The organism is Janthinobacterium sp. PSRC1-1 (assembly GCF_049897525.1).
In the GTDB taxonomy this organism is placed as follows: Bacteria; Pseudomonadota; Gammaproteobacteria; order Burkholderiales; family Burkholderiaceae_D; genus Janthinobacterium; species Janthinobacterium tructae.
This window is the reverse complement of record NZ_JAFCWK010000006.1, coordinates 153,312-166,692: the sequence shown is the minus strand read 5'-3', so window position 1 is coordinate 166,692 and position 13,381 is coordinate 153,312. Positions and strand designations below refer to the sequence as shown.

Below are 13,381 nucleotides of genomic sequence, written 5' to 3'. Positions count from 1 at the left end.
ACCACACGCGGGCCGGCGCGCCGGGCCAGCGCCAGCAGAAAAACGCGCAGCTTGCTATCATCGCGCCACTTTACCTAGAGGAACCACCATGACCTTCTCCATCTACTCCGCTTCCATCCCCGTCTTCAAACAGATCCTGGGCAGCCTGGCCGCCATCCTGGACAAGGCGGAAACGCACGCGCAAGACAAGAAAATCGACCCGAACGCCCTGCTGCAATTCCGTTTGTTCCCGGACATGCTGCCCTTCGTGCGCCAGATCCAGATCGCCACCGACTTCGCCAAGGGCTGCGGCGCACGCCTGGCCGGCGTGGCCGTGCCACCGTATGAAGACAGCGAACAGAGCTTTACAGAGCTGAAAGCGCGCATCGTGAAAACCATCGCCTTCCTGGAAAGCCTGCCGCAAGCGGACATCGACGGCAGCGAAACGCGCGCCATCACCACCGGCAGCGGCGAAAAGACCAAGCACTTCACGGGCCAGACGTATCTGTTCCACTACGCGCTGCCGCACTTCTTCTTCCACGCGACGACGGCGTACGACATCCTGCGCCATAACGGCATCGAAGTCGGCAAGAAAGATTTTATTGGTAGTTATTAATAGTTGACGCCAATAGTACCGGGGTCAGACCCTCAATGCCGCTCACACAAAAGTCATCGCTGACATGTGAGGGGGTCTGACCCCAGCAGTTGCCCTTGGGCTAGCTAAGTATTCCGGCGCGGATACCCTTGAGACAGAATCCGCACCCACACCACTTCCTTCTCTTCATCCGTCATCGACACCCAGTGCGCCACTTCCACCACGCTGCGGCCGCAGCCGCGGCAGATTTCATCGAACGTCGTCGAGCAGACGGCCACGCAGGGCGTATCGGGACGCGGCGGCAATGCCTTGTCAGCCATCAGGATACCTTCGGCAAGCCGAGCTTTTCCCAGCCTTCGGTACCCAGCGCTTCCAGCGTGGCGATATTCTTGTCGAAGATGTCCGACGCTTCCGGGAACGCCTCGACGGCGCGCTCGATGCTGTCTTCGCGCAGCAGGTGCAGGGTCGGGTACGGCGATCGGTTGGTGTAATTGCTGATGTCGTCCTCGAACGTCTCGGCAAACTGGTAGTTCGGATGGAAACTGGCCACTTGCAGTTCGCCGGCCAGGTGCATGTCTTCCACGGCCGCATCGGCCACATCGAGAAACTCGTTGTAGTCGAGGAAATCGTTGAGGGTATACGGATGGATCAGCAAGGTCGTGTCGATCTGCTCGGGGTCCGTGTCGGCCAGGGTTTGCAGCTCGTCCATCAGCATGGCCAGCAGATCTTCCGGATTGCTCGACTCGCACACCACATAGCGGATCTGCTTCTTGACGTGCACGGCCTTGGCGAACGGGCACAGGTTCAGGCCGATCACGGCCTTTTCCAGCCAGGCAACGGTATTGGCGATGATGACGGCGTTGTCGTCGTCGTGGCGCGGCGGGGTGTTCATATGCATGACTCTCTATCAATATGGCGGCCGGCAGCCCAATGGCCGGCCAAAGCCAAATTGTACGCACTCTTTGCGCAGTCTCATACTGAACGGCTGCCAGGCTTGCGCCAGCCTCCTCGCCATGTATGCTATAACAGCGGCCGAATCACGCATCGGGCAAATTAAATTTGCAATAATGACAGCATATGCGAATGGAAACCTTGTCGTTTCCCACTTATTGCCGCGTATTTCCTGTCATCATGCTGACATAATTCTTGACTCCGGCATGTGGATATACGTACACTCGCAGCTTGATCATGGGTCTGTCCGATGTTTCTCCGACGACAACAATGGAACACTATGCACGAAAACTCCTTTAAATCTACCGTCCTGGCGGCGTTGGCCCTGGCGCTTGCGCCCGCCCTCAGCCAGGCGTACGAAGCCGGTGTTGAGAGCGATAACGCGCCAGTCGCTGCAACCACACCTGCCCTGATCCCGATGACCGCCCAGGTCACGGCGAAACTCCCCACCCTCGACAACCGCCTGCAAAAGACCGACCGTCTGCTGAAAAACCTCAGCGACAATTCCGATCCGCTGCGCGAAGCCGACGTCTGGGGCCGCATCCGCAGCGGTTATGCGATTCCCGACATCAACAACCAGCTGGTGGCCAACCACGTCAACTGGTATGCCACCCGCCCCGACCACCTGGCGCGCACCACGGCGCGCGCCTCGCGTTATATCTTCCACGTGGTGCAGGAACTGGAAAAGCGCGGCATGCCGACGGAACTGGCCTTGCTGCCGTTTATCGAGTCCGCCTTCAACCCGCAGGCTTTCTCCAGCGCCAGTGCGGCCGGCCTGTGGCAATTCGTGCCCGCCACGGGACGCGATTTCAACCTCAAGCAAACCATGTTCAAGGACGACCGCCGCGGCGTGCTGGCCTCGACCGATGCGGCATTGACGTATCTGCAGCGCCTGTATGACATGTTTGGCGACTGGCAACTGGCGCTGGCCGCCTACAACTGGGGCGAAGGCTCGGTGCAGCGCGCCATCAAGAAAAACCAGGCGCTGGGCAAGCCGACCGACTTCGAAAGCCTGGCCGATCTGATGCCGGCTGAAACGCGCAATTACGTGCCGAAACTGCAAGCGGTGAAAAACATCATCGCCAATCCGGCCCAGTTCGGCCTGACCCTGCCTGTGGTCGACAACCAGCCGTATTTCACGGCCATCGACAAGACCAGCGACATCGACATCACCGTCGCGGCCCAGCTGGCCGAACTGTCGACCGACGAATTCAAGGCGCTGAACCCGCAATTCAACCGCCCCGTCATCATCGGCGGCGAAAAGACCAAGATTCTGCTGCCGCAGGAAAACGCCGCCAAGTTCACCACCAACCTGGCGCAATGGGGCCATGCCTTGTCGAGCTGGACCACGCACAAGATCACCAATGCGCGCGAACGCATCGAAACGCTGGCGTCGAAATTCGGCACCACGGCCGACGTGCTGCGCCAGGCTAACAACATTCCCCAGCGCACCAGCCTGCGCGCGGGCTCCACCATCCTCGTGCCGAAGACTTCGGCCACGATGAACAAGGACATCACGCAAGAAATCGCCGACAGCGCCACCATGCTGCTCGAAGCGGACCGTCCGGAACGGGCCGCCAAGGCACTGCGCCGCGTCGCCAAGGGCGGCAAGGTGCAAGCCGCGCCAATTTCCCTGGTGAAACCGCGCATCCAGCGCGGCGGCAGCAACAGCCGGGCAAAAGCGCGTCACTGATCGCCTGAGTTGTATTGACGCACCTCACCGGCCGCCACAGCTTTGCTGTCGCGGCCGGTTGCACATCCGCCCACCCATCCAGACAGGAGTCGTCATGGCTTTCTTGCAAGGCAAAAAAATCCTCATCACGGGCCTGCTGTCGAACCGCTCCATCGCCTACGGCATCGCCAAGGCGTGCCACCGCGAAGGCGCGACCCTCGCCTTCACCTATGTGGGCGAGCGCTTCAAGGAACGCATCACGGAATTTGCGGCCGAATTCGGCAGCGAACTGGTCTTCGACTGCGACGTGTCCAGCGATGAACAGATCAGCGCCGTCTTCAGCAACCTGGCGCAGCATTGGGAACATTTGGATGGCCTGGTGCACGCCATCGGCTTTGCGCCGCGCGAGGCGATCGCCGGCGACTTTCTCGACGGCCTGTCGCGCGACAGCTTCCGCATCGCGCACGATATTTCCGCCTACAGTTTTCCCGCCATGGCCAAGGCCGCGCTGCCCCTGCTGCATCCGGGCGCTTCGGTCCTGACCCTGACTTACCTGGGCGCCGTGCGCGCCGTGCCCTATTACAACACCATGGGCCTGGCCAAGGCGTCGCTGGAAGCGTCCGTGCGCTACCTGGCCGAATCGCTGGGCCCGCGCGGCATCCGCGCCAACGGCATCTCCGCCGGCCCCATCAAGACCCTGGCCGCCTCCGGCATCAAGGATTTCAGCAAGCTGCTGGGCTTTGTGGCGGAACACGCCCCGCTGCGACGCAACGTCACCATCGAGGAAGTGGGCAACACGGCGGCCTTTTTGCTGTCCGACCTGGCCTCGGGCATCACGGGCGAGATTACCTACGTCGATGGCGGCTTTTCACAAGTGATGGCCGTCAATCCCGAAGTAGAGTAATGCGGTGATGGCCGATATTCCGCGGTTGTCACTTGACAACCGGCTGATATCGACCTACATTGGAGACATCGCATGGCGCGCTCCTCGCACCCGAAGAAAGACATCGAAGCAGCGCTGCGCCACGCGGAAAGCCAGGGCTGGAGAGTGGAAATGGGCGGCAGCCATGCCTGGGGGAAAATCTATTGCCCCTACAATGACGACGGCTGCCGCTGCGGCGAGTTTTGCATCGCCTGCATCTGGAGCACGCCGAAAAATCCCGGCAACCACGCGCGGGCGATCTTGCGGGTGGTCGATAATTGTACTTTCAATAAACTGATGCACGACTGCATGCAACGCAAATCCAAGGGGTAGCCATCATGGATTACATCTTCACCCTCAAATACCGCCTGCCCGACCACGAACACAACCTGGACGCGCTGGCCGAGCGCCTGGGCAGTGGCGGCTGCGACGACGCCTTGGCTGGCATCGGGCAAGCGGGACGCCTGGCGCTGGAATTCACGCGCGAGGCCAGCAATGCCAACGAAGCGCTGCTGAGCGCCCTGGCCGACGTCAAAGCCATCGTGCCTGAAGCCGTGCTGGTCGAGGCCGCGCCCGACTTCGTGGGCTTGACGGACGTGGCGCAGGTACTGGGCCTGTCCCGGCAAAACCTGCACAAGCTGATGAGCAAACACCGCCACAGCTTCCCCGTGCCCGTGCATGAGGGTAGCGCCAGCATCTGGCACCTGGCCGACGTACTGACATGGCTGCATGCCAAGGGAACATATCAGCTGGAACCCGGCCTGGCCGAACTGGCGCAGGTAACCCGGCAAATCAACCTGGCCAGGGAAACGGCACAGGCCCCCCAACTGCCGGCCGACATCGTGGCCATGCTCAATTAAATCAAGGAAAACTACGTATTCTTACTTATTTCGCATAGGAAACATGTTCAAAACGTGGTAGGACTGTCGCTTCTTCCCATTTAGGCCGTGCAAAACGGCGGCAAATACGGTATAGTGTCGTTGTGCGCTGCAATATGTTCGCTTGAAGCAATGGCAACACCGCAGTAACATGCAATTACAAACTTAGCAGCTTCGCAAGCCTTAGCGCATCCACAGGATGCCGCTTATAAAGCCCTCCCGCCTTGTGTGTCGCACCTGACACCGTCCCGGCGCAAAGCTTTTGTGCCGAAATTTCTTTCTAGTTGAGTCATTTCGTTTTGGTTGGCGTTGCTATTTTGCGTTCTGCTTTTTGCAAGAACGCTGATTTTTACGAAAGAAAAGAATGACATTTGAATCCTTAGGCCTGCATCCGTCCATCATCGCCGCTCTGACCGAATCGGGCTACACCGCGCCAACCGCGGTACAGTCGCAAGCGATTCCCGCCGCGATCGAAGGCCGTGACCTGCTGGTCTCGTCGCAGACCGGTTCGGGCAAGACCGCAGCGTTCATGCTGCCGTCGTTGCACAAACTGGCCAGCGCCGAACAAAGCGCCGCCGGCAAGACGCCGAACCAGGAAATGCAAGCATCGCGCGCCCGCGGCGAGCGTCCACGCTTCAAGGCTGCCCAGCCAAAAATGCTGGTGCTGACGCCAACGCGCGAACTGGCCCTGCAAGTGACCACCAACACCGACAAGTACAGCACCGGCATCCGCCGCATCAAGGCTGTGTCGATCCTGGGTGGCATGCCTTACCCTAAACAGATGCAATTGCTGGCCAAGAATCCTGAGATTCTGGTCGCCACCCCTGGCCGTCTGATCGACCACATGGACTCGGGCAAGATCGACTTCTCGCAACTGGAAATCCTGGTGCTGGACGAAGCCGACCGCATGCTGGACATGGGTTTCATCGACGACATCGAAAAAATCGTGGACGCGACGCCAGAAGGCCGTCAAACCATGCTGTTCTCGGCAACGCTGGACGGCGTGGTTGGCAACATGGCCCGCCGCATCACGAAAAACCCGCTGGTCATCCAGATCGCCGGTTCGTCGAACAAGCATGAAAACATCACCCAGCGCGTCCACTTCGTCGACGATCTGTCGCACAAGAATCGCCTGCTGGACCACCTGCTGCGCGACGAAACCCTGGACCAGGCTGTTGTGTTTACCGCCACCAAGCGTGACGCCGACACCATCGCCGACCGTCTGAACATCGCCGGTTTCTCGGCTGCCGCCTTGCACGGCGACATGCATCAGGGCGCGCGTAACCGCACCCTGGACGGCATGCGCCGCGGCCAGGTCAAAGTGCTGGTCGCCACCGACGTTGCCGCCCGCGGCATCGACGTACCGACGATCACCCACGTGTTCAACTACGATCTGCCGAAGTTCCCGGAAGACTACGTCCACCGCATCGGCCGTACCGGCCGCGCTGGCCGCAATGGCCTGGCCATCTCGCTGGTGAACCACGCTGAAGGCATGAACGTCAAGCGCATCGAACGCTTCACCAAGCAATTGATCCCGGTCAATGTCATCGAAGGTTTCGAGCCTAAGAAAACGGCGTCGGCACCACGTTCGAGCGCCCGTCCAGGCGGCTGGAAACCAGGCGACAACCGTGGCGGCGCGAAGCCGGCGCAACGCACGTTCAGCAAGCCAGGCGCACCACGCAAAGACGGCGCACCTAGCACCGGCGGCGGCTACAAGGGTTCCAACCCGCGCAGCACCGACGGCGCACGCCGCAGCTACGGCGACCGTTAATCACGGCGCCATGCCGCCAGCAGGCGGCAGGCAATAAAAAAACGGCCACCAGATCGCTCTGGTGGCCGTTTTTTCATGTCCGCCCATTTATTTCTTCGACACCTTCTGGCGCGACAGCTTGCGCAGCTTGGCTTGCTCGAAGCGCACCTGCTGCTCCGGCGTTTCCAGCACCAGCGGCGGCACGGCCACGGGCTTGCGGTTGGCGTCCACGGCCACCATCGTGAAATAGCAGCTGTTGGCGTGGCGCACCAGGCGCTGCTGGATGTTTTCCGTCACCACGCGGATACCCACTTCCATCGAGGTCGTGCCCGTGTAATTGATCGAGGCGAGGAACGTCACCAGCTCACCGACGTGGATAGGCTGCAGGAACATCACCTGGTCCACCGACAGGGTCACCACATAGCTGCCCGAATAGCGGCTGGCGCAGGCGTAGGCGACGCTGTCGAGGTATTTCAGGATGGTGCCGCCGTGCACATTGCCGGAAAAGTTGGCCATATCGGGCGTCATCAGGACCGTCATCGTCAGTTCGTGGGCCGACCAGTTCATCGCGCTGTCCAAAGTGTTCTCCAAGGGGGAAATAAGAAAAAGAGTGGGGATGTAAAAACCGGCCCCAGGGGCCGGTGTAGACCTTACAGGCCCAGGGTGTCGATGTCGGCCAGCGAGTCGCGGCCCTTGTCGGAAATGTCGTGGCCCTCGCCTTCCGCGCGCGCCACGATGTGGGCTTTCTTGCCCAGGAAATAGGCCACGTCCGATTCCAGCCTGGTCAGCGGATCGGCGGCGACGGCGCGCAGCCCCATGATGCAGCGGCGCAGGAACAGCAGCTGCTGTGCTTTCTCGGTGATGGACAAACGGCCATCGCGTGCATAGCTGAGCAGCTTCAGGCCGGACAGGCGCTTGGCATTGCGGGCAACGCAAGCACTGGGGCGCTCGGTCTTGATGCCGCGTGCAACTTGCTCCAGCGCGTCATATTCATCGGTTGTTAATTTCTCGTTCTTCATTACTTTTCCATAAAAGGCCAGGTGTTCGGCCCCCATGGTACGCGCCCCGCTGCGCATCGGCAACAGGCAACGTGATTCAGTCGCCGCCCGCCCCACGGATGGCGTACTGAAAATGCGCGTGAAGCGTGCTTATTTGTAGCTGCGCAGCAGCAGCCACGCCAGGCCGCAGCCAGCCACGGCGCCCGCCAGCGCCAGCGCTGCGAGGTTCTTGCCGGTGATCACAGGGCGCCGGCCCAGGTAGATTTTGTTATGCAAGGAATTGCCCATGATGGTCTCCTGTACAAGAATTTTTATGATGTCTCATTATAAGAACAGAATCGTGACGGCCACATGACACACAGCAGTTAGCGCTTGATTTGTATCCACTCAGCAATGTTTATTGGCATTTTTGTTGTTTAATTGGCGTGACGACCCCGCCGCCCGCGCAATCCATTTCTGACCAGAAATAAACAGCGCGCGGCAGTGGCATCGCCGCTCGGGTGCGCTCAGGCGTGCGACGACTGGCTCTCAGCCCTCTCAGCCCATCCTGACGGGCGGCGGTGGTGGCGTCGGTTCCTCGACGGGCACGGGGTCCGTGTGCGGCGGCTTTTCCGGCGGCGGCGTCAGCGGATCGCCTTCGGGCGGCGGCGGGATATCCGGTTCGGGCGTGCTGTGCGCACGCAGCGGGGCATGACGGGATGGTAGTGGCATGGTGACCTCCTTTGCCCCACTCTAGCCGATGCCAGGAAAGACTGGCGCCCGCGAGCCGCGCCATCGGCCGGGTAAAACGTCGATTTTTTTTACACAAGCACGAAAAATGGCCTCCCTGTTTTTATAAGCTGTTGAATTCAAATATAAATATAACTTGGTACGAATTCTGCTTCAAGGGCGTATGAGGTTATCTGAGGCAGCCGCCACAGTGACCTGGTCCGATCCACCCTCACGCTGAAGGAAATGCCATGAAAACGCTGTCCTCATTCCTGCGTCTCGCTCTCTCCGCGGCCACCATCGGCGCCGCGCTGATCAGCGCTCCCGCACTCGCTGGTCCTTTGTTTACCGTCAATGAAGGTTCCGTCCCCGGCACCGCAGCCAATCTGGTTGTGGCCGACCGCATCAGCTTTGAATATCACGCGCGCGTCGAACAAACCATCGTTGGCGGTTTGGGTGGGGGCAACGATCCCTTCACTCAAACAGGCTTTCTGAGCAAGGCCGCTTTCGGCAGTCCCACTGGCGGCAGCGTGCCATCGCAACTGAACGCCCTCAACGGCTATGGCATTTATGGCCTGTTTTCCATCACCGGCCAGTCCGATACGCTGGCTGGCGGGATCCACGCTACCTTTCAAACCCTGACCATGACCTTGTACATCGATCCCAATCAGGACACGTCACTGTCGGTCAGTAACGTGGCCGGCTCGCCGGTGAATGTGGGTGGCGTCTCCGGGGATGACTATGCGATCATGACCTACACGCTCGACGTGGGCGAAGCACACATTTTCGCCGGCCTGGCGCAGGGCGACTTCAAGTCCTTGCTGAACGCCACACTGACGCCGCAAGGACAGTTGTTTTTCGTCAACCCCGACCCGTTTTTCCCGCTGGAGTCCCTCAGCGGGAATACGAACAGCTTCGTCGGCGGCAGCCTGACCGACAGTTTTATCGCGATGGCCGACGGTGGCGGCCTGGAATTATTCCAGGTACCTGAACCAGGCACCATCGCCCTGCTCGGCATCGGCCTGTTTGGCCTGGGCATGACTGCGCGCCGCCAGCAAGGCGGGCAGCGCCAGGCTTGACATGCGCATCATCCTGTTGAAAAGCCGCGGATATCCTCCGCGGCTTTTTTTGCGGCAAGCGGCAAACCGATGCCGTTCACACAGGCGTCCTCCCGTTGAGCGGCGCCACCAGCAAGTCGTGCAGCGGCCGGCGCAAGGAGCGCGCCTGGGCCGCCGGGCCGGCGCCGATGCGGCCCAGGAATACGGCCCGATCAAACGCCACCGCACCCAGCACGGCCTGGCATTGCAGCGCCAGTTCCTGCGCCAGCTCCAGCATGCCGTCGGTGCGCGAAAAGGCCCGCCGTTCGCGCACATAACGGGCGAAGATCAGCGGCGTCAGTTCCGGCTGTAACTGCAGGCCCAGCTGCGTGGCCGTCAGCCAGAAGCGCTGCATGGCCCTGCCGGCCGCCACGTAATCATCGATGTGACGCGGCGGCGCCTCGGCCAGCAGCACGAAATGCGCGGCGCAATACAGGCCTGGCAACAAGTCCATCTGCAGACGCGGGGCAATGGTGCCTCCCAGCCAGGTATTGAAAAAATCCACGCGACGCCAGCTGTGCATGACCCAGCGCATCAGCCGCGCCGTCATCGGGTCGACACCGAGCGCCTGCTCAGGGATGCGGTCGGCGCTGAAGCGCGCGCCCCATTCGATGACGTCGCGGTGCACCTTGTGCGCTTCGGGCATGGTCAGGCGCAGCTTCGCATTGTCGTACATCAGGCGCGCACAGGCCAGGCGCATGCGCCAGCCTTCGAACCACTGCACACTGTAGCCGGGCGGCAAGCTGGCCGCCAGCGCCGCCTTTTCACTGGCGCGCAGGCCGCGCGTACTGAGCCTTCGCCGCTGCACGCTGCGCTGCTGCAGAAAGGCCGCCAGCGGGTCGGGCAGCATGCCAGGGCTGTCGACGAAGCGCACATCAAACGTGGGCAAGGTGTCGGGCAAGCCGCCGTGCCGGCGCGCTTCCATGCGCAAGCCATGGCTGCTGGCCGCCAGCGCCATGCTTTCGAGCAAGGCGCCCAGCGACAGCTGGCTGGGATGACCGTCGAGGTCGTACACGCAGTGGCTGCGCGTATCGAAGCCATGCACGACGACATGGCGCGGGTCCACGACTTCAAAACGCCACGGCTGCGTGTTGTCGCCGCTGGGCGCCCAGCGCGCCTGGTCGAGGATGTTTTCCAGCACAGAATCGATCTGCGCGATCAGCGGTGCTTGTGCCATCATGCCCCCTGCGCCGCGCGGCGCCGCTGGATGATGGCCATCGTCAGGCGTTGCAGCGGATGACGGTTGCCACCGGGACGCCAGGTACGCACGAGCTTGTTGCGGTAGGCGTCGAAATGCATGCCGTGCGGCGCCGCCATCACCTTGCCGCGCCTCAAGAGTATTTTCAGCGCCTCGGTGGCGGCCGCACCCGCGCACAGCTGGCAACCCATGATGGTCGACGGTCCGCGCCGCTCCTTCAGGTTGATGGCCGACGGGTCGACCAGATAGGGCCCGTGCAAGCCGGCCGGCGCCAGCCCGACGAGAAAGCGCAGGGCTTTTTCTTCCTCGGGCAAGTCGCCCCAGCCGAAATACTCTTCGAACGTCATGCCGCCGGGCATGAAGCTGAGCAGGGCCGTGCCCATGCCCAGCGGCGCGGCCGTGATGGCGGGAATGCCCAGGCGCGCGCAGGTGGCGAAGGTGGCCTGGCGCGCGGGAAAGGCAAAGAAATCCAGGCCGTCCACATACAGGTCGACACCGGCAAAAAACTCCGCCAGGTTGCTGTCGTGTATGCCGTCAGGAAATTGTTTAATCTCCAGTTCGGGATTGATGTCCTTCGCCATCTGCGCCAGCACGGCCACCTTGGGCTGGCCCAGGGTGGACATCATGGCGCCGGCCTGGCGATTGAAGTTGGCGATATCGAAGGTATCGAAATCGGCGATGTGAAAAGCGCCGATGCCCAGCCGCGCCAGCGTCAGCAAATGCACGCCGCCCACGCCGCCCATTCCGGCAATGGCCACGCGCTTGCCGCGCAAGCTGTCCTGCTCCGCCTGCGTGACCCAGCCCAGGTTGCGGGCAAATGCCGCGTGATACGAAAAACCGTCTGTCATGTTCACCTCTTCTGTGCGTCCCTTGTGGACGAAAAAGTTTGGACAGGTGAGCCAGGGATAAGTTCCCCGCATGACAGAAAAAGTGCTTAGCGCGCCAGGCGTCGCGGCGCCGCTGCAGCTGCCGGCACCACGGCACCGACCTTGAACACGCTGACGATCTGCGCCAGCCCGGCCGCCTGCTCGTTCATGGCCTGCGCCGCCGCCGACGCCTGCTCGACCAGGGCCGAGTTTTGCTGCGTCATGTTATCCATCTCGACGATGGCCTGGTTAATCTGCTCGATGCCGGCGCTCTGCTCGGCGCTGGCCGAGGAAATCTCGGCCACGATATCGGTCACATGCTGCACGCTGGAAACGACTTTCTCCATCGTCTCGCCCGCCAGCGCCACCAGTTTTTCACCGGCGCCCACTTGCTCGGCGGAACTGTCGATCAATTGCTTGATTTCCTTGGCGGCGGCAGCCGAACGCTGCGCCAGGTTGCGCACCTCGCTGGCGACGACGGCGAAGCCACGGCCCTGCTCGCCCGCGCGCGCCGCTTCCACGGCCGCATTCAAGGCCAGAATATTCGTCTGGAAGGCGATGCCGTCGATGACGGCGATGATGTCACCGATCTTTTTCGACGAGGCATTGATGGCGCCCATGGTGTCGACCACCTGGCTCACCACGCCGCCCGCCTGGGTCGCCACTTGCGAGGCGGAAATAGCCAGCTGGTTGGCCTGGCGCGCATTGTCCGCATTCTGGCGCACGGTCGAGGTCATCTCTTCCATGGTCGAGGCCGTTTCTTCCAGCGATCCCGCCTGCTGCTCCGTGCGCGCCGACAAGTCGTGGTTGCCGGAAGCGATCTCGCCGGACGCCGTGGAAATGGCATCGGCATCGTTGCGCACCTGGCTCACCAGATGCGCCAGGTTGTCGCGCATGGCCTTGATCGCCATCAGCAGGCTCGACGTGTCGCCGGGGCGCGTGTCGATCTGCGTGGTCAGATCTCCCTGGGCGATCTGCGCCACGATGGCCGCTGCATAGTCGGGTTCACCACCGAGCTGGGCCAGGATACGGCGCAGCATCAGCGCCGCCAGAGCGCCCACCACCAGCATCAGCGCGCCGCCGATGGCCAGCAGCACGCCGGCCTGGGCCCAGAACTTGTGGTTGATGTCATCGATGTAGGTGCCCGTGCCGATCAGCCAGTCCCACGGCGCAAATTTCACCACCGCATACATCTTCGCCACCGGGTCCTTCACGCCGGGACGCGTGCCGTCCGCCTGCACCATGCCGATACGGCTGGTGGCCAGCGCGGCGCGGTAGCGGTCGCCCGACTGCTTCATGTTCTTTTGCGGCACACCGATGCGCGACGCATTCGGGTGCACGTACAGCAAATCGGTGCTGAAGTCGCGCACAAAATAATACATCTCGTCCTTGACGAAGCTGCCGATGGCCAGCTTGGCCTGCTGCTGGGCTTGCTCACGCGTGAGCTTGCCCGACTGTTCCAGCGCATACGCCTTTTCCACCGAGGCATTGGCCAGTTCCACCAGCACCGTCAATTGCTCGACCCTTTCCGCCATCATGGTCTGGCGCAAGGAATACAGAGAGAACGACGCGATGAGGACGATGCCCAGCAAGGTGCTGAAACACAGGAGGAGAATGCGCGAACGGAGTGTCATGGGAGCCTGGGTAGAAAATAAAGCGTGGAATTATAAACAATTTCCATGTGGAAATCTTTTCAGAAAAGCAAAGCGGGCGGCGCTACCAGGCTGATGCCCGGCAGGCACCGCCCGCTTTGTTACTGCTCGCTTG

The 13,381-nt window shown here is 61.6% G+C and carries 16 protein-coding genes; 7 read left to right on the top strand and 9 right to left on the bottom strand.

The features are described from left to right. The first annotated feature begins 88 nt into the window (after nt 1–88). Entirely contained in the window at nt 89–595 is a 507-nt protein-coding gene (locus tag ACP7DW_RS15110; RefSeq protein ID WP_426055383.1) for a DUF1993 domain-containing protein, read from the top strand. A 104-nt stretch (nt 596–699) separates the two neighbouring features. Here the strand turns inward: ACP7DW_RS15110 and ACP7DW_RS15105 are convergent, their stop codons facing one another. Then, the gene (locus tag ACP7DW_RS15105) at nt 700–894 is read right to left on the bottom strand and encodes a DUF1289 domain-containing protein (RefSeq protein ID WP_081344517.1); all 195 of its coding nucleotides are present in this window, start codon (nt 892–894) and stop codon (nt 700–702) included. Beyond that, the gene (locus tag ACP7DW_RS15100; RefSeq protein ID WP_426055384.1) at nt 894–1,472 is read right to left on the bottom strand and encodes a DUF1415 domain-containing protein; all 579 of its coding nucleotides are present in this window, start codon (nt 1,470–1,472) and stop codon (nt 894–896) included. The genes ACP7DW_RS15105 and ACP7DW_RS15100 overlap by 1 nt, the downstream gene beginning before the upstream one ends. Before the next feature lie 333 nt (nt 1,473–1,805). Here ACP7DW_RS15100 and ACP7DW_RS15095 point away from each other — a divergent pair, with 333 nt between their 5' ends. The 5 genes from ACP7DW_RS15095 to ACP7DW_RS15075 all read left to right on the top strand — a co-directional run bounded on the left by ACP7DW_RS15095 (nt 1,806) and on the right by ACP7DW_RS15075 (nt 6,768). Next, the gene (locus ACP7DW_RS15095; RefSeq protein WP_426055385.1) at nt 1,806–3,218 is read left to right on the top strand and encodes a transglycosylase SLT domain-containing protein; all 1,413 of its coding nucleotides are present in this window, start codon (nt 1,806–1,808) and stop codon (nt 3,216–3,218) included. Nucleotides 3,219–3,312: 94 nt separating this feature from the next. After that, nucleotides 3,313–4,101, top strand: a complete 789-nt coding sequence (fabI, locus tag ACP7DW_RS15090) for an enoyl-ACP reductase FabI (RefSeq protein WP_099763123.1) — start codon at nt 3,313–3,315, stop codon at nt 4,099–4,101. 72 nt (nt 4,102–4,173) lie between these two features. Beyond that, nucleotides 4,174–4,452: a hypothetical protein gene (locus tag ACP7DW_RS15085; RefSeq protein ID WP_426055386.1), complete on the top strand. Its 279-nt coding sequence runs from the start codon at nt 4,174–4,176 to the stop codon at nt 4,450–4,452. Between the two features lie 5 nt (nt 4,453–4,457). Next, on the top strand, nt 4,458–4,979 hold the full coding sequence (locus ACP7DW_RS15080; protein ID WP_426055387.1) for a helix-turn-helix transcriptional regulator: 522 nt from the start codon (nt 4,458–4,460) through the stop codon (nt 4,977–4,979). A gap of 382 nt (nt 4,980–5,361) precedes the next feature. Next, a complete protein-coding gene (locus tag ACP7DW_RS15075) occupies nt 5,362–6,768 on the top strand; it encodes a DEAD/DEAH box helicase (RefSeq protein ID WP_219307003.1) in 1,407 nt (468 codons plus the stop codon). A gap of 87 nt (nt 6,769–6,855) precedes the next feature. Here the strand turns inward: ACP7DW_RS15075 and ACP7DW_RS15070 are convergent, their stop codons facing one another. From ACP7DW_RS15070 to ACP7DW_RS15055, 4 genes are all read right to left on the bottom strand, one after another. Next, complete coding sequence (locus tag ACP7DW_RS15070) at nt 6,856–7,314, bottom strand: acyl-CoA thioesterase (protein WP_096238581.1); 459 nt, start codon at nt 7,312–7,314, stop codon at nt 6,856–6,858. A gap of 83 nt (nt 7,315–7,397) precedes the next feature. Next, nucleotides 7,398–7,766 (bottom strand): hypothetical protein, encoded by a 369-nt coding sequence (locus tag ACP7DW_RS15065; protein ID WP_071076464.1) that lies wholly within the window; start codon nt 7,764–7,766, stop codon nt 7,398–7,400. 129 nt (nt 7,767–7,895) lie between these two features. Next, the gene (locus tag ACP7DW_RS15060; RefSeq protein WP_165829503.1) at nt 7,896–8,033 is read right to left on the bottom strand and encodes a hypothetical protein; all 138 of its coding nucleotides are present in this window, start codon (nt 8,031–8,033) and stop codon (nt 7,896–7,898) included. 249 nt (nt 8,034–8,282) lie between these two features. Then, a complete protein-coding gene (locus ACP7DW_RS15055; protein WP_298405970.1) occupies nt 8,283–8,456 on the bottom strand; it encodes a hypothetical protein in 174 nt (57 codons plus the stop codon). A gap of 248 nt (nt 8,457–8,704) precedes the next feature. Here ACP7DW_RS15055 and pepA point away from each other — a divergent pair, with 248 nt between their 5' ends. After that, nucleotides 8,705–9,532: a flocculation-associated PEP-CTERM protein PepA gene (gene pepA / locus ACP7DW_RS15050; RefSeq protein WP_426055388.1), complete on the top strand. Its 828-nt coding sequence runs from the start codon at nt 8,705–8,707 to the stop codon at nt 9,530–9,532. Nucleotides 9,533–9,608: 76 nt separating this feature from the next. Here the strand turns inward: pepA and ACP7DW_RS15045 are convergent, their stop codons facing one another. The 3 genes from ACP7DW_RS15045 to ACP7DW_RS15035 all read right to left on the bottom strand — a co-directional run bounded on the left by ACP7DW_RS15045 (nt 9,609) and on the right by ACP7DW_RS15035 (nt 13,248). Beyond that, nucleotides 9,609–10,730 carry a nitroreductase family protein gene (locus ACP7DW_RS15045; RefSeq protein WP_426055389.1) on the bottom strand — a complete coding sequence of 374 codons (1,122 nt, stop codon included), beginning with the start codon at nt 10,728–10,730 and terminating at the stop codon, nt 9,609–9,611. Beyond that, nucleotides 10,727–11,596: a ThiF family adenylyltransferase gene (locus tag ACP7DW_RS15040; RefSeq protein WP_426055390.1), complete on the bottom strand. Its 870-nt coding sequence runs from the start codon at nt 11,594–11,596 to the stop codon at nt 10,727–10,729. Before ACP7DW_RS15040 ends, ACP7DW_RS15045 begins: the two co-directional genes overlap by 4 nt. Before the next feature lie 86 nt (nt 11,597–11,682). Further along, a complete protein-coding gene (locus ACP7DW_RS15035) occupies nt 11,683–13,248 on the bottom strand; it encodes a methyl-accepting chemotaxis protein (protein WP_426055391.1) in 1,566 nt (521 codons plus the stop codon). Nucleotides 13,249–13,381: the final 133 nt, after the last annotated feature.

Excerpts from the sequence above, each read along its gene's own strand:
- ACP7DW_RS15110 (WP_426055383.1), top strand. The coding sequence starts at position 89 with ATGACCTTCTCCATCTACTCCGCTTCCATCCCCGTCTTCAAACAGATC.
- ACP7DW_RS15105 (WP_081344517.1), bottom strand. The coding sequence starts at position 894 with ATGGCTGACAAGGCATTGCCGCCGCGTCCCGATACGCCCTGCGTGGCC.
- ACP7DW_RS15100 (WP_426055384.1), bottom strand. The coding sequence starts at position 1,472 with ATGCATATGAACACCCCGCCGCGCCACGACGACGACAACGCCGTCATC.
- ACP7DW_RS15095 (WP_426055385.1), top strand. The coding sequence starts at position 1,806 with ATGCACGAAAACTCCTTTAAATCTACCGTCCTGGCGGCGTTGGCCCTG.
- fabI (WP_099763123.1), top strand. The coding sequence starts at position 3,313 with ATGGCTTTCTTGCAAGGCAAAAAAATCCTCATCACGGGCCTGCTGTCG.
- ACP7DW_RS15085 (WP_426055386.1), top strand. The coding sequence starts at position 4,174 with ATGGCGCGCTCCTCGCACCCGAAGAAAGACATCGAAGCAGCGCTGCGC.
- ACP7DW_RS15080 (WP_426055387.1), top strand. The coding sequence starts at position 4,458 with ATGGATTACATCTTCACCCTCAAATACCGCCTGCCCGACCACGAACAC.
- ACP7DW_RS15075 (WP_219307003.1), top strand. The coding sequence starts at position 5,362 with ATGACATTTGAATCCTTAGGCCTGCATCCGTCCATCATCGCCGCTCTG.
- ACP7DW_RS15070 (WP_096238581.1), bottom strand. The coding sequence starts at position 7,314 with ATGAACTGGTCGGCCCACGAACTGACGATGACGGTCCTGATGACGCCC.
- ACP7DW_RS15065 (WP_071076464.1), bottom strand. The coding sequence starts at position 7,766 with ATGAAGAACGAGAAATTAACAACCGATGAATATGACGCGCTGGAGCAA.
- ACP7DW_RS15060 (WP_165829503.1), bottom strand. The coding sequence starts at position 8,033 with ATGGGCAATTCCTTGCATAACAAAATCTACCTGGGCCGGCGCCCTGTG.
- ACP7DW_RS15055 (WP_298405970.1), bottom strand. The coding sequence starts at position 8,456 with ATGCCACTACCATCCCGTCATGCCCCGCTGCGTGCGCACAGCACGCCC.
- pepA (WP_426055388.1), top strand. The coding sequence starts at position 8,705 with ATGAAAACGCTGTCCTCATTCCTGCGTCTCGCTCTCTCCGCGGCCACC.
- ACP7DW_RS15045 (WP_426055389.1), bottom strand. The coding sequence starts at position 10,730 with ATGATGGCACAAGCACCGCTGATCGCGCAGATCGATTCTGTGCTGGAA.
- ACP7DW_RS15040 (WP_426055390.1), bottom strand. The coding sequence starts at position 11,596 with ATGACAGACGGTTTTTCGTATCACGCGGCATTTGCCCGCAACCTGGGC.
- ACP7DW_RS15035 (WP_426055391.1), bottom strand. The coding sequence starts at position 13,248 with ATGACACTCCGTTCGCGCATTCTCCTCCTGTGTTTCAGCACCTTGCTG.